Origin of the sequence: Paenibacillus puerhi, assembly GCF_009846885.1 — a bacterium.
Lineage (GTDB): Bacteria > Bacillota > Bacilli > Paenibacillales > NBRC-103111 > Paenibacillus_G > Paenibacillus_G puerhi.
The window spans coordinates 64,097-83,626 of sequence record NZ_WUWM01000009.1 but is presented as its reverse complement, the minus strand read 5'-3'; the positions used below and the strand labels follow the sequence as shown (position 1 = coordinate 83,626).

17 protein-coding genes are annotated in these 19,530 nt (G+C 55.2%); 3 read left to right on the top strand and 14 right to left on the bottom strand.

What is annotated here, in order from left to right:
* Nucleotides 1-34: 34 nt before the first annotated feature.
* A complete protein-coding gene (locus GSF01_RS10070) occupies nt 35-1,840 on the bottom strand; it encodes a ribonuclease H-like domain-containing protein (RefSeq protein ID WP_159883481.1) in 1,806 nt (601 codons plus the stop codon).
* A complete protein-coding gene (locus tag GSF01_RS10065; RefSeq protein WP_159883479.1) occupies nt 1,837-4,125 on the bottom strand; it encodes a DEAD/DEAH box helicase in 2,289 nt (762 codons plus the stop codon). Before GSF01_RS10065 ends, GSF01_RS10070 begins: the two co-directional genes overlap by 4 nt.
* Nucleotides 4,126-4,542: 417 nt before the next feature.
* Between GSF01_RS10065 and GSF01_RS10060 the strand changes: the two genes are divergently transcribed.
* Nucleotides 4,543-5,409, top strand: a complete 867-nt coding sequence (locus GSF01_RS10060; RefSeq protein WP_159883477.1) for a carotenoid biosynthesis protein — start codon at nt 4,543-4,545, stop codon at nt 5,407-5,409.
* 81 nt (nt 5,410-5,490) lie between these two features.
* On the opposite strand, the gene GSF01_RS10055 is transcribed toward GSF01_RS10060, so the two are convergent.
* Together GSF01_RS10055 and GSF01_RS10050 are read right to left on the bottom strand one after the other, a co-directional pair.
* On the bottom strand, nt 5,491-5,697 hold the full coding sequence (locus GSF01_RS10055; RefSeq protein WP_159883475.1) for a hypothetical protein: 207 nt from the start codon (nt 5,695-5,697) through the stop codon (nt 5,491-5,493).
* A gap of 132 nt (nt 5,698-5,829) precedes the next feature.
* Complete coding sequence (locus tag GSF01_RS10050) at nt 5,830-7,800, bottom strand: hypothetical protein (RefSeq protein WP_159883473.1); 1,971 nt, start codon at nt 7,798-7,800, stop codon at nt 5,830-5,832.
* Nucleotides 7,801-7,875: 75 nt separating this feature from the next.
* On the opposite strand from GSF01_RS10050, the gene GSF01_RS10045 reads away from it, so the two are divergent.
* Both GSF01_RS10045 and GSF01_RS10040 read left to right on the top strand, forming a co-directional pair.
* Entirely contained in the window at nt 7,876-8,424 is a 549-nt protein-coding gene (locus GSF01_RS10045) for a type IV pilus modification PilV family protein (RefSeq protein WP_159883471.1), read from the top strand.
* On the top strand, nt 8,421-8,996 hold the full coding sequence (locus tag GSF01_RS10040; protein WP_159883469.1) for a prepilin-type N-terminal cleavage/methylation domain-containing protein: 576 nt from the start codon (nt 8,421-8,423) through the stop codon (nt 8,994-8,996). The genes GSF01_RS10045 and GSF01_RS10040 overlap by 4 nt, the downstream gene beginning before the upstream one ends.
* 26 nt (nt 8,997-9,022) lie before the next feature.
* Here the strand turns inward: GSF01_RS10040 and GSF01_RS10035 are convergent, their stop codons facing one another.
* The 10 genes from GSF01_RS10035 to rnz all read right to left on the bottom strand — a co-directional run bounded on the left by GSF01_RS10035 (nt 9,023) and on the right by rnz (nt 19,502).
* Complete coding sequence (locus tag GSF01_RS10035; RefSeq protein WP_159883467.1) at nt 9,023-9,649, bottom strand: copper amine oxidase N-terminal domain-containing protein; 627 nt, start codon at nt 9,647-9,649, stop codon at nt 9,023-9,025.
* Between the two features lie 28 nt (nt 9,650-9,677).
* Nucleotides 9,678-10,490 carry a hypothetical protein gene (locus tag GSF01_RS10030; RefSeq protein WP_159883465.1) on the bottom strand — a complete coding sequence of 271 codons (813 nt, stop codon included), beginning with the start codon at nt 10,488-10,490 and terminating at the stop codon, nt 9,678-9,680.
* A 9-nt stretch (nt 10,491-10,499) separates the two neighbouring features.
* A complete protein-coding gene (locus GSF01_RS10025; protein ID WP_159883463.1) occupies nt 10,500-11,483 on the bottom strand; it encodes a PilN domain-containing protein in 984 nt (327 codons plus the stop codon).
* Entirely contained in the window at nt 11,480-12,670 is a 1,191-nt protein-coding gene (gene pilM, locus GSF01_RS10020) for a type IV pilus biogenesis protein PilM (protein WP_159883461.1), read from the bottom strand. The genes GSF01_RS10025 and pilM overlap by 4 nt, the downstream gene beginning before the upstream one ends.
* A gap of 41 nt (nt 12,671-12,711) precedes the next feature.
* Nucleotides 12,712-13,485 (bottom strand): prepilin peptidase, encoded by a 774-nt coding sequence (locus GSF01_RS10015; protein WP_159883459.1) that lies wholly within the window; start codon nt 13,483-13,485, stop codon nt 12,712-12,714.
* Nucleotides 13,486-13,555: 70 nt separating this feature from the next.
* Nucleotides 13,556-13,975: a prepilin-type N-terminal cleavage/methylation domain-containing protein gene (locus GSF01_RS10010; protein WP_159883457.1), complete on the bottom strand. Its 420-nt coding sequence runs from the start codon at nt 13,973-13,975 to the stop codon at nt 13,556-13,558.
* A 72-nt stretch (nt 13,976-14,047) separates the two neighbouring features.
* Entirely contained in the window at nt 14,048-15,271 is a 1,224-nt protein-coding gene (locus GSF01_RS10005) for a type II secretion system F family protein (RefSeq protein WP_159883455.1), read from the bottom strand.
* Nucleotides 15,272-15,302: 31 nt separating this feature from the next.
* Nucleotides 15,303-16,346, bottom strand: a complete 1,044-nt coding sequence (locus tag GSF01_RS10000) for a type IV pilus twitching motility protein PilT (RefSeq protein ID WP_159883453.1) — start codon at nt 16,344-16,346, stop codon at nt 15,303-15,305.
* 153 nt (nt 16,347-16,499) lie between these two features.
* Nucleotides 16,500-18,164 (bottom strand): GspE/PulE family protein, encoded by a 1,665-nt coding sequence (locus tag GSF01_RS09995; RefSeq protein WP_159883451.1) that lies wholly within the window; start codon nt 18,162-18,164, stop codon nt 16,500-16,502.
* Nucleotides 18,165-18,539: 375 nt separating this feature from the next.
* The gene (gene rnz / locus GSF01_RS09990; RefSeq protein WP_159883449.1) at nt 18,540-19,502 is read right to left on the bottom strand and encodes a ribonuclease Z; all 963 of its coding nucleotides are present in this window, start codon (nt 19,500-19,502) and stop codon (nt 18,540-18,542) included.
* Between the last annotated feature and the right edge of the window lie 28 nt (nt 19,503-19,530).

Here is a 19,530-nt window from a genome sequence, read left to right as displayed (position 1 = left end):
CCTGTCTATACCGGCGAATACCGTGCACAGCCAGTCAGAACAGCCAGCCCTGCTGCGGAGGCTGATCGCCTCCGGAAGGCTTGCGCTTCACCGGACGTCTCGCTTGGCTCTTCCCCGCCTTAGCAGAGACAGCCAAATACGCATCCGGACCGGGACCTTCCGCAGGCGCAGCCCCCTCAAGCCGATTTCCCATTCGGTGGTCATCAGTTGCTCCAACGATAGGCTTTCGTGACTTCAGCTTTTTCCGCTCCAGCCGCTCAATCCGCTTGAGGAGCAGCGATTCCTCCGTATCCGCCTCTACCTCTGCTTCCCTTTCCCGCTCGTCCTCGGACGATTGGGCGGCAGTTGCCAGCATCATCCGCTTGCCGGTACCTCTGCGTTCCAGGGAGCGCCGCCTCCAGAGCACGTCCTGTGCCTCCTTGGCGTAACGCAGCGCCATATCCACATCCTTGAGCTTATGCTCCCCGTACATCGACAGCTCGATATACGGCTCCAGTGACGCAATCCTGGATAGCCCCATCCGTCCAATATACAGCTTCCACAGATCGCAGGCCGGCTCATAGCATCCGTTCTTCTTCAGATAACGGGCCAAGGGCAAGAGGCAGTCCGGCAGCTCCGAATCTGATTCCCCAGCGTATTCGGCAGCCAACAGCTCGCTAGCCAAAGCCTCCATCGTAAGCATGGCCGCTTCCTTCAGACCGCAGCGGTCCATCCACCGCCCATACCGAAACCACTCCTCGCGCCCAAACAGGCGTACGTCTTCGAAGTCGGACTCCCCCGTCAGCAGCTTGCCGAAATGTACCGCCAGCCCAACAAGCGTGAGTACATCCCATTCGTTATGACGAAACACCCCTTCCAGAATAGTGGGTTCCCGTTCCGCCAAATACTGAAAGTAGAGAGCCGGGGCCATCGCCCCCGGTACGTCGTCCTCTCTCATGACGCCAAGCCGGTCTTCTTCCACTTGGCCCAGACGGCAGCTCGCCAGCGTCGTTCTCCACAAGCTCCGGGACGGATAAAGAAAATCGATATGACCCTCCGGCTCCGGCGGAAGAGAAATGCGGTTCAGAATAAACCGGTTCTTCACGATCGGCCAGTCGAACGACTTACCGTTGTAGGAAATAAGAATCGGCCGCTCAGCGATCCGGGTCTGCAGATAGGACAGCATGGAAGCCTCTTCGCCAGGATGGCGTATCAGCATCTGTTCGACGGTAAAGTGCTCTCCTTCAAAATAGCCGATGCCGATCATGAACGGCACATTGCCCGCCCCTTGGCCGAGCCCCGTCGTCTCCGTATCGATAAACAACAGCCGCTCCAGAGCAGTCCTCGGACTGCCGCTCTCCGCGCCGCAGGCAGGCTGCGTCTCTGCAGCCTGGTCTGACGGCAGGTCGCCCGGCTGCAGCCTTGATCCTTCGACTCCCTTGTCCGGACTCGCCTGGCTTCCCTTCACCTTCGAACGCGTTTGCAGCAACCGGTGCAAGGACGCTGACACCGCCTTCAGCTCGCCGAGCGCGTAATAGCCGTGGCGGTGGGCCCATGCATAGGTCAGACGGCGCGTTACGAAGTCTCCCCACTCTCCCGGACGAAGCTCCGCGCCAAGCTTGGACCAGCTTTCCTGCTCCCGGTCGCCTTCGGCAGACGCATCGAGAGGTGCCAGACTCCCCTCATCGCCCGGTTGACCTTGCCCCGAAGCCGGCAGGGACACCGTCAGATCCGTCCCTTCGGGCCTCTCCTCAGGAAATTCCCGGATAACCGCATCCTCCCCGGTTGACTGCTTCGCAGTGTCCGCTCCGACCCCCGAAGGCTTCAAGTGCCTGTTTAGCCTATCGCGCAATCCGCTCATCGTATACCTCCCTCCAGCTCGGCCAGCAGGTTCAGCGCCAGCTTCTTCCCGGTGAGTCCTACCTCCTCGATCGGTCCGACGCAGGCCGGGCAGCCGCTCAGGCAGCCGCAGCCCCCGATCAGCTGCGCCGCCTCCGACAGCAGCTGACCGTGCACCTCATACAGACGCTCGCTCAGCCCGACTCCTCCCGGGTAACGGTCGTAGAAAAAGATCGTCGGCTGCTTGTTATGCACCGCCTTCACCTGCGCCACGACACGGATATCCTGCGGATCGCACATCAGGTACAGCGGAGCGATATGCACCAGTACATTGGATAAGCCCAGCAGAGCGAACTGCATATCATTCGTGGACATCCGGGCGGCCGTCTCCTCGTCGAAGGTGATCCAGTACGAGCTTGTATGCAGCTCCTCCTCGGGCAAGTGGATCGGACCCGAGCCGATGTTCTCATGCGTATGAAGCTTGAGCTTCTTGAAAATCGTCGCCTTCGCATTGACGGTAACCTCGCCGAACTGCCGGGTGAGTCCCTGCTGCCGGTCCTCGCGCATCACATGCAGCACCTTCAGCTGCACGGCCAGATTCGCATCCGTGAAATAATCGACGTCAACCTCGCGCACATAGGCCTTCTTTTCTTCGTAATCCAGCTTCTCCACCTGGTACTGGACGCCTTCGTGAAGATAAATGGCCTCTTCATGGATCAAGGTCGGGGCGCTGAAGCGGTCGACCTCGCCAAGAACCTTGGCGCCTCCGGTCATATCGATAATGATGAAGTTTTCCTGCGCCGCCGACCTCAGGCTGATGTCATGCGCAGGGAAGGACTGCTCCATCCAATGCCAGCGGTTTTTCACTCGATGAAGAATTCGTTCATCCGTCAAAAACTCGAGAATGTCCGGCAGCGACTCGCCGCCGAACGTTTCATTCGCTTCGAAAGGCAGCTCGTAGGCCGCGCATTTCACATGGTCCACGAGGATGATCAGGTTGTCCGGCTCGATCAGCGCCCTCTCCGGCGCTTTCTCGATAAAGAAATCCGGATGCTGGATCACGTATTGGTCAAGCGGATTGCTGCTTGCCACGAGGAACGTGATCGAGCTTTCCTGACGGCGGCCCGCCCGGCCGGACTGCTGCCAGGTGCTCGCGATGGAGCCCGGATAGCCGTTCAGCACGCAAGCCTGGAGCTGCCCGATATCGATGCCGAGCTCCAGCGCATTGGTACTGACGACGCCGCGGATCTCGCCGCTTCGCAGACCTCGCTCGATCTCCCGGCGCAGCTTGGGCAGGTATCCGCCCCGGTAGCCCCGGATCGACTTCGGACCCAGCTCATGGACAACCAGCTCTTGAAGGTAGGTTAATAAAATTTCCACCCGAACCCGGCTGCGGGCAAACACGATCGTCTGAATGCCCTGCTTCAGCAGCAGACCGGCCAGCTTGCGCGTCTCCAGGACGCTGCTTTTGCGGATGCCGAGCTGTTCGTTGACAACCGGCGGGTTGTAGAATACAAAATGCTTCTCCCCGGCGGGAGCTCCATTGTCGTTCACGAGCGCGACCTGCTCCCCGATCAGCCGCTCGGTGTGCTCCCGGGGGTTGTCGATCGTCGCGGAGGCGCAGATGAATTGCGGATTGGAGCCGTAGAACCGGCAGATACGCTTCAGCCTGCGAATGACATTGGCGACATGGCTGCCGAACACGCCCCTGTATGAGTGAACCTCGTCGATCACGATATATTTGACGTTCTCGAACAGCTTCACCCATTTCGTATGATGCGGCAGGATGGCGGCATGCAGCATATCCGGATTCGTGACGACGATATGCCCGGCATTGCGGATCGCGGTCCGCACCGTAGGAGGCGTGTCGCCGTCGTACGTATGCGTCTTGATATCCGCGCCCATCTCCGTCGCCAGTTCCTGCAGCTCGGCCACCTGATCCTGAGCCAATGCCTTGGTCGGAAACAAATAGAGCGCCCGTGCGCTATCGTCCTGTAGAATCCCCTGCAAGACAGGTAGATTGTAGCATAATGTTTTGCCCGAAGCCGTCGGGGTCACCGCGACGACATGCCGGCCGGCGGATACCTCCCGGAAGGACTGGGCCTGATGCGTATATAATTGTCCGACACCCCGGGAGACAAGCGCGTCGCGCAGCTGTTCGTTCAGCCCGGCCGGAAATGCCTCGTAACGGCCTTCTCGCGCGGGAATGGTGTGCCAGTAGGTAACTTGCTTCATGAGCTCCGGGGTATGGCGTACCAGCTCGATCAGTTCATTCATGGAAGACACTTTGCCGGTCAATCGGTTCATGGGACTGCTCCTTTTCCTGTTACAGCGATACTCTCCCCATTATATCCGAATGCATGTTCGGCCTCAATTACTTTTTGCAAGATCACCGATCATCGGCATATATATAGAAGAAAGAAGCCCGGCCAAGCCACAGCATGGACCTCCCTACCCGCTGCCAGGAACCTCGGGTCGTCCATGCCTCCCCAATAACCGTTACTTGAGGTGACTAAGAATGAAATCGAAGCGTATTGCTGTGTTTACCGGTTGTCCCAGAAGAGAACAGACACCTCCAGTGACCCTGACCTATACTACTCACGGCATGGAGCGCGTGTCCGCCGCGTTGGCGAGCAATCGGCTGCTCCGCGATCGAGTCCGGTGGAGGCACAGACGTGACGAGACTTGCCGTCAAGCGGCGGAGACCGCAAAAGGCCGATGGGCATGGTGAACAAGTGGCTGGTACGGTTGTCCGTCCTTTACCTGCTCTGGTTCGCCTGCGGATTTTTGCTGCTCGGCGGCAGTCTCCCGGCCCGCTGGCTGGCCTGGGCAAACGGCATTCATCTGATCCTTGGGGGCATCACGGCTCTCTTGTGGTACGCCCGCAAGTTCGGAGCCAGACAAGCGCTGCTGCTGTTCGTCATATGCTCCAGCATCTCGTACGCGGCGGGATGGCTGAGCCTGCAGGCGGGACCCTGGTTCGGCGCCTACGCACACCCGTCGAGCTTCGCCCCGCTCGTGCTGGGCGTCCCACTCGCGATCCCGTTCGCTTGGTGCATGCTGCTTATCATCGCCAAGGCGTTCGCGCCGATAAAGCCTGCTCCGGGTACCTCGCGCGGCTTCACCCTGTCAGAGAAGCTGTCCGCCGGACTGCCAAGCCTGAAGAAAGAACGGCGCCAAAGCAAGCGCAGAAGCTTCTGGCTCCCGGCGATTTGGGCAGCCAGTATGGTCAGCTCCATCGAGCTGCTCCTAAAGCCTGTATCCGCTCCGTTTTCCGGTCAGGCTTGGATTGCCGAACGGCACTCCGTCGGCATTCGGCCTTGGGAGCTGATGACCTGGAGCAGCTATATCTACTGGTGGCTAACGGCTCTGCTCATCATTAGCCTCGTTAACTATTTACATGATGAATATTTGGACGGGCGGGATAGGTCCGTCTCCAAAACCCCGTTGATGCCGCTACTGCTGCTGCTCACGATGGAATCCTTATTCCTGACGCTTGCGGTCCGAAGCGGGCTTTGGTGGGCCGCTGCGCTTAACTTATCCCTGCTGGCGTTGCTGTTCCTGCTGCGTGCAGCGCACCCGGGGCGATAGCCAAACAAGGCCTGCTGCGAGATAGTGCATTCGCAGCAGGCCTTGTTTGGCCGTTAGATCGTTCGTTCTTGGAACGGATACTCATTCCAGGTCCGTTGAGTCGTCATAGTCGAATCGGAACCCGTCCTGGAAGGCAAGATGCGATGAGGTCATAGCGGCCGATGCCCTTAGCTTCAGCTTGCTCAATACTTCCTGATAGGACTGGGCTTTACCAGACTCACTTTGAGAACGTATGGCAATCTGCAGCGCCTGCTCAATCACCGCGATATCCTGGCTTGTAAAGTCCATGCTGCAACCCTTCCCTCAGCTTGAATTTTTTACTGCAATTATTCTTCCCCGTTAGCAGAGGCAATATACGTTCCCCTGGTAACTAAACAAGACCGCGTCCCTAAGGGGTGCGGTCTCGCTGCTGAGCGGATGTTAGCTCTTAGTCTTCCAGCCTCCGAAACGGATGACCCCATCATTGCCGCCTGCACCCTCGGTATAGCCCTTCGGAGCTTGACGCGCGATACGGATCGTATTGGGCGGGCCATTTTGATTCCCGTTGTATCTAATGTGCTGGGCCGTGCTTAATCCCCCGAAGTACATGAAGCCATCGAGATTGTGATTGAATTGAATGCCTGCCGTTCCGGCCACAAAGCTGCCTACATAACAATCGCTCTTGGCATTGCATCCGAACAGCTTGGGGAAAATAACCGATTGGTCTCTGGACAGGATCGCTCCCGACACGTTCAGATAGCTCAGAGTCATCGACATCCTAATGTCGCCATATGCGTAGATCGCACCGTATCTGTCGTTGTCCTCCAGCGGCAGCTCGAAGCGCCCCACCTTCAGCCCGTTCAGCTGCCGGAAGTCAATTCCCCTTGCCGAGTAAATCGACTTTTCCACCACAAGGCGACTCCCCGCGTTAAACATCAAATCGGTTGTAGTGGAATTGTTAACCAGATTGCCCTTAAACACCGTACCGTCATTGATGTTTCCATGGAAGGCTAGCAGCCCGTTCGCAATCACGTCGCCTGTGACTGTCGTTCTGTCCAGATTGCCGGAGAAGGTCACCCTGGAGCCCGCAGCTACCTTGGAGAGTACCGTACCGTTTTGAAGAGTTTTGCCAAATTCAATGTCCTTCTTCGCGTATATTTCAGTTTGGGGGGCAAACTTGACGCCGTCCAAAGTTCCATTAAATAAAATACTATCTTGACTATGAAGCTTGGCATTATCTTTAAACGTCAAATTACCGCCAAGATTGCCGTCAAATTGGATAGACTTTCCAGAGATCATGCGACCGCTTGAAGTAAATCTGGTCACCTGGGACTTGAACTGAATCATCCCCTGGCTGACAATCTCTCCGGAGAATACGACTTCTTCCCCGTCATTGGCAACAGGTTGGTTAAAAACAACATGGCCTCCGGCGTATAGGTTTCCGGAAATCGTACCTTTTCTTATTTTATGCTCAAACGTCACATTGCCTTTGGCCACCAATTTCCCCGATAGCTGAAAATTGCTCACTTCCTGGGACCCGGAACGAGCTCCCTTGACGATAATGTCGCCATCCGACATAATGGTCCCTGAAAGCTGCATCTGATCCAGATAGATCGTGATCGATTCTTTGCAATAGATGGTGCCGCTTAGATGAGGACTCTGGTAATCGAAGCTGGTCTGCGAGCATAGTTGGCTTGTATAGCTCCGGCCATCCGCGAAAGCAGTCGGAGCGGGAGTCACCGGGGAAATCGAGGATGTACGAAAGAAAGGCTTCCCTTTATCCGCTGCATCCACCTGTTGGCTAAAGTAATTCGTCATCTGCTCCTGGTAGTTCAGAATTCCGTAGTATTCTCCCGGAGCGGATTGCTTGGGATCCTCCCAGTGCCGGACCCATTGCTTCGTCATCGCCGTATTCGCGGCTGTCACCGACGTGCCGACCACATCGTCGCCGAAGATGCCCATGCCGTCTCCGCCCGTCCCTCCGCCAGCGGTATTGAGCAGAATAGGAAGCGTGATCGTTGTTTCTCGTTGCAGATTTTCGGTATATTTAGATTTACCTGAGACATTTACGAGAAAGCTCTCGTTTTCCTTGGTGGAGCTGATCCTCAAGGTGTTCGTCCCATCGAGCGTAAAGGATGGTTTAATATCTCCAAGGACCTTGTTCAGATCCGCCTCGCTCATCTCTCGCACCCTCACCTGGTTGGCCGCCGCATTTTTAACCAGACGCTTGACGATGACAGCGCCCGATTCGGCCACATAGTTGGCCCGCTCGGCATGGCCGTCATGAATGGAGTTACGCTGGCCCTGCTGTGTACTCAGCACTAACGCCGTCAACGAGACGGCAATAACCATGCTAAGCATCAGAGCAAGAATAAGGGCTGCGCCGCGTTCATTTCTCCAAAACTTTTTCATGCTTCCCCATTCCCTCATCATGATTTTTGGACTATATTTATAGTATCATAGTCCTTTATTGAAAGGGTGAAAAATTTGGTAAGAAATCAAAAAGGGCTGACTCTTGTCGAAATTTTGGCGAGCCTGGTTATTTTGTCCCTGGTGATCCTCGCCTTTACGTATATGTACAACCAGTTGTTTGCGGCTTCAAGCCGAGAGCAGCGCCGCGACGTGTCGGTAGATATTGCCCGCTCCGTCATGGAGCAGGTGAAAACGAGCTTCAGCACCGGAGCGGCGACGCTGAATATTTGGTTCCCGCCGACCAGCGCCTCGTCCACCTTGCCTAACCCTGGCGCCGATGCCCCGCAGACGGTTACGCTGACCTTCCTTCGCCAAACCGTCACGGCGCCCTATCAAGCCGAGGCTGTCTACTATCCGAGCGCAGCGGACAGGCAGTATAAAGTCCAGATCACGAACGTGCCGATCCCGGATGCTGACAATCAGAAGTACTCGTTGGGTGAGGGGAATACGAAATACACCCTCCATGTAGCCGACCATTTCTCCTTAATTCAAGTTGAAGTAATCCCGACAGGGGCCGGGAGCAGCTACGCGATACAAAGCTATTTGGATAGGAACCCGTTATGATGAAAATCAATCTCCGAAACCAAAACGGATTCACCCTTGTCGAGCTGCTCGCTGCCATCCTGCTCGTGGGCATCATAGCAGGCGTCATTACGATGGCGCTGAGCCAGTTGAGCGCGGGCAATCAGGTCACCTTCGCCCGCCAGCAGGCGCAGGCGGAAGCCAGAGCCGTGACGAATCATATGATCGGCAAGCTGCGGGAGCAGAAGTACGATTCGATTGCTCCGACAGGGACGGCTACCGCCGAGCGGAAGGATTTCCTGACGCTTTACGAAACCGCCAGCCGGACAGATAACCTCACTCGGTATTACCTGGACATCCCCGGGCAAGCGATCATGGTCGAGACGGTCCGGAACGGAGCTTCGCTGCCCCCCACAGTGCTCGCCCGCGATGTCACCGAAGCCAGCACCTACTTCCTTACTCAGGACGGACAGACCAGCAGCGCGTCAAGCAGCCACATTCAGGTCAAGTACCTTCACCTGCAGTTTCAACTGCTGCTGCTGGCCAATCAGAAGGGCAAGCAGCAGACGTACGCATACAAAACGGACATTACAATTCCCTCATGGGATCAGTAATGTCCGTTTTTCCTTCTTGGACCAACTTACTTGGGCTCATTTTTGGCCAGATCCGTCACCTTGTCCGCGAGCGAGGCGTTGAGCGTTTTGGCATAGTCATTGAATAAAGCCCAACCCAGCCGGTAATCGCTTGCTTGCTTATCGTCCCAGCCGCTAATGACGATTTGCATGGAGGCCATCATTTTATCGAAAAGCAGCGCTACAGGCTCATCGCCAAGCTGCTTGGCGACGTCCCGCAGCTCGCCATACCGCTTGTTGTTGCTGACCAGCCGGGTAGCGTCGTCGCGCTTGAAGGCAGCTATAAACTCCGCCGTGATGGCATTATTCTGCATGATCAAGTACTGGTACATCGCCTTCTGGGAAGCGTTGTAGATATCCTTCGTTTTGTCCGAGGTGAAGTCGACATCGACCGTTTGAGTCTGACCATTCCAGCTGACTTCCGCCCCGAGAGCCTCGGATAAACTGCGCAGGGGCACATAGATCGAGCCCTCATAGAACATGACGTCGCCCCGCAGATCGGCCTTCTGGCCATTCATCGTCAGATTGATTTGCGAGAACATCGCATCGATCTGACGAAACCCGCTTTCGGCAAAGGCGGTGCCGTACAGAACGGTAGACAACAGCGCCAGGCTAAGCGCGATTTTCAACTTCATCGAGTCCCATTCCTTTCCTCATTGAGTGTTAAGGTACAGGCGTCAGCAGAGGATAGAACACCTGATCGGTCAAGGTGGGATCTACGCGCGCATCGGGCGCTTGCGCAGGCATCGCTTCCAGCGTACCCAGCTTGCTTTCATAGGCAGGGGCCGCGTATAGGCTGAGCTGAAGCTCCATACGATGAACGGCAACGCTTGCCGCTTCACCCGCGCCGAAGACTTCCGACACGGAAGCCGCCGTCTGCCCTGGCACCGAGACTGCCTTGGCCCGCTCTTGATTCGCAGTCATCACCCACGAGTTGACCGAAACCAGCCGCTCCGACTGTTGAAGCTTCCCGAGAAATTGCTGCAGCCCCGCATAAGTTCCGCTAACCGTCAGATTCACATTCAGCTCGACGAGTCCATTCCCCTGAACCGCGGAAGGCTGGGCGGCTTGCGTCTGAACCGTGTTGGTTTGGGTATCGATGACGGTCCGCCCCTCTACGTTCCTGGTCTGAGCGCCTGTACTATAGGATTGCATCACAACCCCCGAGTCTCCTTCGGCATTCAGCAGCTCATATAGAAATCGGGGAATCTCGGGCTGAGTCGGCACCCGCTGCAGCAGGGCGGCAACCTCCGCGTCCCGCACCTTCACCGGTACAGGCGTCTGCTCCAAGACAGCCCGCTGACTCTCTAGCACCTTAATTTCCATATTCTCCGCACGGGAAATAGCCAGCGCAGGATACACCGCTTGAGTAAAATAAACGCCGAGCAGCAGAACGCTGCCCACGATGGCCCCCGTCATGATGACCTGAGGAGTCCTCAAACGGCTCCATAACTCATTCCATTGTGTATTGTTCATAAGTATCACCTAGGGAGTAATCGTAATCGGCTTGGTCAAAATCTCCAGATTCACCGTGTACACGACCGCTTTTTTCTCCATCGCCGGAGTGTCCGCGCCCGTATCCTGCTGCTCTTCCGGCGCCGGACCGGTCTGCTCGAACATCGCCTCGAACTTATTGACCTGCTCCCGCGCCTTCTTTAATTCATCCTCGCTAATGGGCGAGCTTCCGACGGGATTTTCACTTGTAAACCGCCTGTCCGGCAAGGTCACCCCGTGCTCCTGCTCGTACATTTTGCCGCTGATCAGCCAATCCAGCTCTGACAGCAACTCCTCCGACTTGGTGGCCAAAGGGGCTTGCTTCTGCTGCTTGGTTTCTTGCAGAAACTTTTCCTTCAGCGTGGGATCCGAAGGCCGCCGGTCTATGCCGGTATGGCTTGCTGCCGCCATAGCAACAGGTACGGGCAATATAATTTCCTTCTTCTCAACGGATACGATAGCGACATCTTGAAAAATCTCATTTTTCTTCATATTCAAGACATAATCGGCGATTTGCTTGAAATCAGAAAACTCCAGCAAGGCAACGAGCTTTTGACTTGGCAAGAGGCCTGCTGCCTGAGACGCTTGAGCGGCAGCGGGGACAGAGGACTCCCCTCCGGCAGCGTCCGCTTTCCGCACGCTCAGCAAGCGGGCAGCCTCAGGAAGCGAAGACGTTATGCCGTGTAGAGAGGGCAGCCAATCTACCCGTCTCCCCTCCAGGCTTTTGACCTCCTGAAGCAGCCGGCGGTAGTCGGCTGTCCGCGGTTCTTCCACATGCTGCTGCTGAAGCACCTGGATACGCGCTTGCAGCTGCTGCTTGTACTGCGCGTGCTGCACAGAGGTCTCGCTGAGCTTGTATTGAAAAACCGCCAGCGTTCCGAAGGATAGAACCACGGTCAGCGCCGTTACGCTCAGCACCGGCCAGAACAGCCGCTCGCTTCTCGGCTTTCGGGGAAGGAGGTTGATCGAGTTCATGTCTCCGCACCCCGCAGTGCAAGACCGATCGTTGCTGCGAATGCTGCAGAGGAGATGCCTTTCATCGTCGGTGAGCTCCCCCACTCCGCCTGCACGTCCAGCTTAATCACGTTCAGGGAAAGCCGATCCTGCAAATACTCGGCTATCTCATTCAGCCGCTTCGCATCGCCTGCGATATAAAGCTTGAGAAATTCTTCGTTACGGTTGTTCAAGGTATACTTATAAAAGTTGATCAGCCGCTCCAGCTCATGCGCGAGCTCGCTGCAGGCATTCGTAAAGCTGGAGCCTTCCAGGTCGCTCATGTCGGACAACCAGGAAAAGGAATCATCACTTGCCTCCTTTGTCTGTTCCAGATCCGCAAAAGCCACTTGTACATTTCGGGATATTTTCAGCTGCGTACCGGAGAACACATTGACATCGCATATCGTGTCATTGACATCGATCAACAGGTACGTCCCTTGAGGCTGCTCCGGCAAGGTCTGCAAGCATCGGAACAAGGACAACGCCTTAATCTCGACACTGGCCAGCTTAATGCCCGCCTGCTTGAAAACCTCCACATATTCCTCCACCATCGCTCGGGGAACTGCAACAAGCATTACGTCACACAACTGCTCCTCCGCCGCATCCGTCTTGGCCAGGTCCGCAAACGGATCATGGTTCTCGCCCCCGAACAAGGGATACGAAGCCGCAGCCGCTTCCTTGGCCGCCAGAGCCCCCGGTTTATTCGCCTTGGGCTCGCGTTTCCATGTCTTTGCGGATGATCTTTGATTATGGGTTCCGGTCAGTTTGACGAAGTCGAAAACAGGGTCTTCGAAGGGTAAATGAATCGTATGCTTCATTTCAAAGGTAATGACCTCGCGGAGCTCCTTCAACGGAATATCCGGAAATTTCATAAACCGAACCATGACGTTCTGACTCGGCAAGCAAATATGAGCCCGCTTGGTCTGTTTCTTTAGCCTGGCCTTGGCCGTCTGAAGGGCGCGGACGACCTCCTGGGGCTCCAGCATTTTGCCGTCCTGAACAGCGTGCTTCGGCAAGGGCTCCTGAATACAGGATGTAAGGAGCGCCGGGGCTCCTTGTTTTATAGTAAGCTCTGCCAGCTTCACCGCAGAGTCTGTGAATTCGATTCCGAGATAACTGCTGGCCGGCGTAATCCATTGACGCAGCCGCTGAATATTGAACCGCATATGACCAGCCACTCCTCACTGCGTTCGCATGTTGTCTTTCCTTACGATAATAGGCTCACGTACCAATCGATCCAGGCATCTCCCGCCAGCATGCAGAGGACGCTTGCCAGAGCAATAAAGGGTCCGAACGGCAGGTAAGCCTCCCTCCCCGTTCGTTTGAGCATGATCCAGAATACCCCGAATATCGTGCCCAGCAGGCTGGCTACGAACAGCGTCAGCAAAGTAAGCTTCCAGCCCAGCACGAGTCCAACGAGCGCAAACAGCTTCGCATCCCCCATCCCCATTGCTTCTTTGCGAAGCAGCAGGGAGCCGAGCAGCGCAATGCCTACAATAAGGAGAAGTCCGCCAATCATGCCTGCAGCATAATGCCACCAAGGCAGCGGGTGGGAGATCAACCGGAGTACCAAGGCTCCGGCAAGTCCGAACAGCAGAATACGATTCGGGATCAGCATCGCCCTCAGGTCGGTAACGACGATGGCCATAAGGATCGACACGAACAGCATCCCGACAGCGGCTTCCCAGCTGACCCCATAGGCCCAGATCATTAAGGCGTAAAGCAGACCCGTTGCCGCTTCCACGATCGGATACTGAATGGAAATACGGTTATGACAATAACGGCATCTGCCTCTAAGACCTGCATAGCTGAATACGGGTACCAGATCCAGCGGCCGCAGCCGATGGCTGCAGCTGGTGCAGTGGGACGGCGGGAACGCGAGGGATTCGCCGGATAGCGAGCGAAGCGCGACCACATTCAGAAAACTCCCGATGAGCAAGCCAAGTACTGCTGCGAAACTAAGAGCGACTGCCGTCTCCATGACCACCTGCTCCTCTCCTGTTGAATGAAAGAAGGTAACCCGGAAGAGTTACCTTTGGTTTGATTGGAAATTAAGAAGCTGTTGGCTTAGTGGCAGTCAACGCAGGTGCGGTTGTGGACGCCTTCCACCCTCCACCTGTATACTCCACGCTTACTGATTCGTAGTACTGAGTGGTGGAGGAGCTTTGTACTTGAGGTGCATCTTGCAGATAATTGCCAGTCAGCAGCTGGGCAACCGTTACGGTTACAGCCGGAGGCGTACCCGTTGCTCCTGCACCGCTAGGGTTTGTTACCGTTAGATATCGAACAGCCGCATCTTTAATGAGGATGACGGATTGTGCATCCGCATTTGTCTTCGAATTCTGAATCACTCCCCCGATCGATGGCACAGCGATCGCAGCGATAATCCCCAGAATAACAATAACCGCCAGCAGCTCGACCAGCGTTAAGCCCTTTTCATTTTTGCGGAACAGCTTCATAACCTTTTTCATTGAACATTTCCCCTTTGCACAATAATTATATTAGGAACAAAGTAATACCAAGGTTAGGAATCGGCCTGTCCATCAATTGATCGGGACGACTCCGTTTTTCATCATTTCGAAGGTCGGCAGCATCACCGCGAGGACGATCGCGCCCACGATGCCGGCCAGAACGACGATCATAAGCGGCTCCAGCATCGACTTGAGACGATCGGTCATCGCGTCGACATCCGCTTCGTAGAAATCCGCAACCTTTTCCAGCATCGTGTCCAAGGCCCCCGACTGTTCACCGACCGACATCATCTGCACAACCATAGGAGGGAATAGCCAGGAATGACGGAATGGATCGGTGATCGACTTTCCTCCTACCAGACCGTCCCGGGCGTCCTCGATGACCTTGCCGACGACGACGTTGCCTGTCACGCTGGACACAAGCGACAGTGCCTGCAGCATCGGGATAGCAGCCGTAAACAACGAGCTGAAGGTGCGGCTAAAGCGGGCGATGGCTTGCTTATGAAGCAGCTTGCCGAATATGGGAATCCGCAGCTTGGCGTAATCGATCCAGTACGGGCCCTTGGGATGACGCTTGAGCAGGGCGAGAAGCAGGCTTGGCGCGAGTACGATCACAGGGATCGCATACCAGTAAGAAACGATCCAATCGCTGACCGCGATGACCATTCTCGTAGGCAGCGGAAGCTGGAGCCCCATGGACTGAAAGCTCGCCACATAGTTCGGAATAACGAACAGCATCATAAGAGTAACGACGACGACCGTAAGTATACCCATGATGACCGGATACACCATAGCCGACTTCACTTTCTCGCGGGTATAGTGTTCCTTCTCATAAAATACGGCCAGCCGGTTCAGCATTTCGTCCAGGTTCCCGCTGATTTCTCCAGCCCTGAGCATGTTGATGAAGATCCCGCTAAACACGGTCGGATATTTGGAGGCCGCCTCCGACATCTGCGTCCCCTGCTGCATACTAGCCGCTACCTCCGTCAAAATGCCCCGGAATTCCTTGCTTTCCATCTGATCAGCGAGCGCTTTAACCGAATCGACCATAGAAACGCCTGACTTGTACAGGGTTGCCAGCTGCCTGCAGAACAGCGTAAACTGCTGAACCTTAACCTTCGGCCCGCCAAATTTAATCTCCCGGTGAAGGATGCTCTGGCTCTGATCCATCAGCTCTGTGATCCAATATCCCTCGCGCTTCAGTTCATCCATAGCCTGCTGAAACGATTGCGCCTCCAGAGTTCCTTTGAACGGCATACCGCTAGGATTCACAGCCTTGTACATGAACTTGGGCACTGCTGTTCAACTCCATTCCGCCGCTAGGCGACTAATTCAGCTCCGCGAAGCCGAACAGAGCTTCCTTGGCCGTATCCAGGCTCACGATCCGCTGCTGGACGAGCTCGCGCAGAGTCATCTCCATCGTAATCATGCCCTGAGCGCGTCCCGTCTGCATCGCCGAACGGATCTGATGCACCTTCTCGGACCGAATAAGATTGGCGATGGCCGGGGTGTTCACCAGCACCTCGATAGCGGCAATTCGCCCTTGCCCGTCCCGGGTGGGCAGCAGTCTCTGAGCCATGACGCCTAACAGAACAGAGGCGAGCTGCACCCGGATCTGCTGCTGCGACTCAGGAGGGAACACATCAATGATGCGGTCGATCGTCTGAGGCGCATCAGCCGTATGCAGCGTGCCGAATACCAGATGACCGGTTTCTGCCGCCGTGATAGCGGTAGAGATCGTCTCCAGATCCCGCATTTCCCCCACAAGGATGACATCCGGGTCCTGCCGCAAAGCAGCTCTCAGTCCTGTAGCAAACGACTCGGTATCGACCCCGATCTCGCGCTGGTTGACGATGCACGACTTATGACTGTGGAGAAATTCGATAGGGTCCTCCAAAGTAATGATATGATCGCAGCGGGTCCGGTTGATGTAGTCGAGGATAGCGGCCAACGTGGTAGACTTCCCGCTCCCGGTCGGTCCGGTGACGAGCAGAAGTCCCTGGGGCTTCTTCGCAAACTCCAGAGCTATGGGCGGAAGGCCCAAAGCTTCCATATCCGGAATCCGTGAAGGAATCAGCCGGAGCGTTAACGAAACATGACCCTTCTGATGAAAGGCATTGACCCGATAGCGCGACACGCCTTCTATGCTGTAAGAGAGATCGGCGTCGCCTTTCCTCATAAATTGATCAAACTGCTGCTCCGACATCAGCTCTCGGGCCATATCCCGGCATACTTCCGGCGACAGCAGCTCGTCATTGACCGCTTGCAAAGCACCATGAATTCGGAATTTGGCCGGGGCTCCAGCCGCAATATGGAGGTCTGAAGCTTTCTTCGCAGCGGCAAGCTCCATAAGGTCCACCAACGATGCCATGTGAAACACTCCCGCCCGAAAGTAGTATATATGGCCTATTTAAGTAGGTATAAAAGACCATTTGCTAACATAGCAATTATACTCGACAATTCCTAAAAAGGAAGCTATTATCAAAAATTTTTAAAAAATCTTAATTTACAACATGAAGGAAGCTTAATAGCTGCCTAACACACGGATAACCTCAGCTACAGTGGTTTGCCCGCTCATGACTTTATTCAATCCATCCTTGATCAAAGGAATCATGGAGCGTGTCTCCGCATACGTCTGATATTCGCTGTCGGGCCGTTTCTCCAAGATCATCGCTTTTAACGTTTCATCCACCGTTAATACCTCATGAATGGCCAAACGTCCCTTATACCCGGTGCGTCCGCATTCCACGCAGCCTGTACCGCGCCGCAGATTAGCGACCTGATAGCCGTGCTCTTCCAGATACCTTTTTTCCTCGACGGTCGGCTCATGCTCCGCACTGCACGAACGACAAACCCTGCGCACCAGACGCTGGGCGACAATCGTCTTCAACGAGGACGCGATCAAGAAAGGCTCGATACCCATATCGATTAGTCGGGTCACTGTATTGGCCGCGCTGTTCGTGTGCAGCGTGCTTAACACCAGATGACCGGTCATCGCCGTACGTACCGCAATCTCAGCCGTTTCCGTATCCCGGATTTCCCCGATCATAACAATGTTCGGATCCTGCCTCAGAATGGCCCGCAGTCCTCTTGCGAAGGTCAACCCTGTCGTGGTGTTGACTTGAATCTGATTAATGCCGGGAAGCTGATATTCGACCGGGTCCTCGATGGTAATGACATTGATATCGTCCGAATTCAACCGGGCCAACGCCGAGTACAACGTCGAGGTTTTGCCGCTTCCGGTAGGACCGGTGATAAGCACTACGCCGTGAGCGCTTTGGATGCCCTGCATAAATTGCCGGTAATTCCCCTCCGAAAATCCGAGCTTCTCGATATCCGTAAGCGCGCTGCCCAGATCAAGCACCCGCATAACGACCTTTTCTCCATGAATGGTAGGCAAGGTGGAAATCCGTATATCTACCTTCCGGAACTCATTTTCGATCTCGACCCGGCCATCTTGCGGAAGCCTTCGTTCGGCGACATTCAGATTAGCCATAATCTTGATACGCGCCACCAGCACGCGCTGCATATGAGGAGGCAAGGTTCGTTCCGTCCGCATCACGCCGTCAACCCGGTAACGTATACGCAGTGCGTCTTCTTGTGGATCAATATGTATATCGCTCGCGCCAACCTGCACGGCCTGGATAATAATCTGGTTCACCGTCTTTACGACAGGCGAATTCTCGTCTTCGATCTGGGTGCTGATTTCTTCCGCTTCGCGGGTTTGCAGAATCTGGCTGATCTGCTCCACCGACTCCTGCAAGCCATAATATCTGCGGATCGCGCGCTGCAGCTCCTCACGCGCGGCGATGGTCGGTTCAATCCGCAAGCCTGTGCTCATGCGCAGCTCGTCGATAGCAAAATAATCAAGCGGATCAGCCATCGCAAGAAACAGCTTATTGCCCTCAACCCGCACAGGCAGTACCTGGTGCTGTTCTGCCACCCGCTGAGGAATCAAATTGATAACCTTCGGATCTATTTTTTGCCGGAATAACTGAATATGCGGAATCCCTAGCTGGAACTCTAACACTTCAATAAGCTGCTGCTCGGTAATATAGCTGCGGTTAATCAGAAACTCCCCGAGCCTCATCTTGGTTTCCCGCTGTTCCTGGAGCGCCTTGGTCAACTGATCTTGGGTCAAAAGTCCGGCTTCTACCAATAGGTCGCCGATACGCTTGCGAAGAGCCATCCCTTATCCCCCCAACATTACGTCCATTTAAACATAAGCCTTCGGAATCGTCAACGAAAAAATAGATCAAATTCACTAGTATTCTTGATTATTCGACAATATACAACAAACCTTCTAATTCTATCATTTGAATACCTACCTAGCCTAGCAGAGGATCATTTCAAAAGTATTTGCTAATTGTAAGGATAGTGTTAAATAAAACATCTCCTGCCAGGGGGGCAATCAAGAATGAGCGGCTGCGATGGTTCATTTGGTGCCGAATGTCTGCCGTGCTTTAGCGCTTTATCCGGCTTAAACAGGCTGTAACGTTCAGCAACAAAAAAGAAGCTGCACCCCGAAAGGCAGCTTCTCTTCCTTTAAGACCTTAGGTTCCCCTTAGCTTGAACTGGACAGCCTGCCGCCCGCTTCACGCATAGGAATATCGTGACGGAAATGATCAGCGGCCAGGAAGGTATCGGGATGAATCGATTGCGCTTCCTGCAGAAGCGCATCTGCAGCGTCTTCTTGATACCTCGAGCTGATGTGGGTCAAAATGAGCGTCTTGACTCCCGCTTCCCGCGCAGTTCGGGCAGCATCCATCGCTGTGGAATGATCGTAACGGATCGCCATTTCCTTACGCGCTTCCGCGAAGGTGGCTTCATGGACCAGCAAATCGGCATCTTGTGCAAGAGTAACCGCATGAGCGCATGGCTGAGTATCCCCCAGGATCGTTACAATCCGCCCAGGGATAGGCGGGCCCAGAAACTCGGCCGCTTGCAGCTCCCGCCCATCCGGCAGTGCTACCGGCTGACCTTTCTTAATCCGGCCATATAACGGCCCCGACTCGATGCCATACGCCTTCAGCTTGTCCACCAGCAAGGTTCCCGGCTGAGCCTTCTCCTGAATACGGAAGCCGAAGCTGGCTATCCGATGCACCAGCGGAGCATATTCGACCCGCATCTTGTCATCCTCGAACAACAGAGCATAGCCGGCATCCTCGAATTCGACGAATTGCGTCTCGTACCCCAGATGCGAGTCGCTGATCCGAAGCGAAGTCTCGACAAATTCGCGTATGCCGCGGGGACCGTAGATGGTAAAAGGCGTATCGCCACCCTGGTAGGATCGGCTTGACATCAAGCCTGGCAGTCCGTAAATATGGTCGCCGTGCAGATGAGTGATGAACAGCTTCTCCAGCTTACTCACCTTAACCGGGGCCCGTAAAATCTGATGCTGGGTCCCTTCGCCGCAATCAAACATCCAATACGCATTCCGCTCGGCCAGAAGGTTCAGCATAACCGAGGATACGTTGCGTTCCTTGGACGGCATACCGGCTCCCGTTCCGAGAAAGTAAATTTCCATATGATCTACCCTCCAGTTTACTCCATCC

What these genes read in the sequence shown, in the direction of transcription:
- GSF01_RS10070 (WP_159883481.1), bottom strand. Translation starts at nt 1,840, where the DNA reads ATGAGCGGATTGCGCGATAGGCTAAACAGGCACTTGAAGCCTTCGGGG.
- GSF01_RS10065 (WP_159883479.1), bottom strand. Translation starts at nt 4,125, where the DNA reads ATGAACCGATTGACCGGCAAAGTGTCTTCCATGAATGAACTGATCGAG.
- GSF01_RS10060 (WP_159883477.1), top strand. Translation starts at nt 4,543, where the DNA reads ATGGTGAACAAGTGGCTGGTACGGTTGTCCGTCCTTTACCTGCTCTGG.
- GSF01_RS10055 (WP_159883475.1), bottom strand. Translation starts at nt 5,697, where the DNA reads ATGGACTTTACAAGCCAGGATATCGCGGTGATTGAGCAGGCGCTGCAG.
- GSF01_RS10050 (WP_159883473.1), bottom strand. Translation starts at nt 7,800, where the DNA reads ATGAAAAAGTTTTGGAGAAATGAACGCGGCGCAGCCCTTATTCTTGCT.
- GSF01_RS10040 (WP_159883469.1), top strand. Translation starts at nt 8,421, where the DNA reads ATGATGAAAATCAATCTCCGAAACCAAAACGGATTCACCCTTGTCGAG.
- GSF01_RS10035 (WP_159883467.1), bottom strand. Translation starts at nt 9,649, where the DNA reads ATGAAGTTGAAAATCGCGCTTAGCCTGGCGCTGTTGTCTACCGTTCTG.
- GSF01_RS10030 (WP_159883465.1), bottom strand. Translation starts at nt 10,490, where the DNA reads ATGAACAATACACAATGGAATGAGTTATGGAGCCGTTTGAGGACTCCT.
- GSF01_RS10025 (WP_159883463.1), bottom strand. Translation starts at nt 11,483, where the DNA reads ATGAACTCGATCAACCTCCTTCCCCGAAAGCCGAGAAGCGAGCGGCTG.
- pilM (WP_159883461.1), bottom strand. Translation starts at nt 12,670, where the DNA reads ATGCGGTTCAATATTCAGCGGCTGCGTCAATGGATTACGCCGGCCAGC.
- GSF01_RS10015 (WP_159883459.1), bottom strand. Translation starts at nt 13,485, where the DNA reads ATGGAGACGGCAGTCGCTCTTAGTTTCGCAGCAGTACTTGGCTTGCTC.
- GSF01_RS10010 (WP_159883457.1), bottom strand. Translation starts at nt 13,975, where the DNA reads ATGAAAAAGGTTATGAAGCTGTTCCGCAAAAATGAAAAGGGCTTAACG.
- GSF01_RS10000 (WP_159883453.1), bottom strand. Translation starts at nt 16,346, where the DNA reads ATGGCATCGTTGGTGGACCTTATGGAGCTTGCCGCTGCGAAGAAAGCT.
- GSF01_RS09995 (WP_159883451.1), bottom strand. Translation starts at nt 18,164, where the DNA reads ATGGCTCTTCGCAAGCGTATCGGCGACCTATTGGTAGAAGCCGGACTT.
- rnz (WP_159883449.1), bottom strand. Translation starts at nt 19,502, where the DNA reads ATGGAAATTTACTTTCTCGGAACGGGAGCCGGTATGCCGTCCAAGGAA.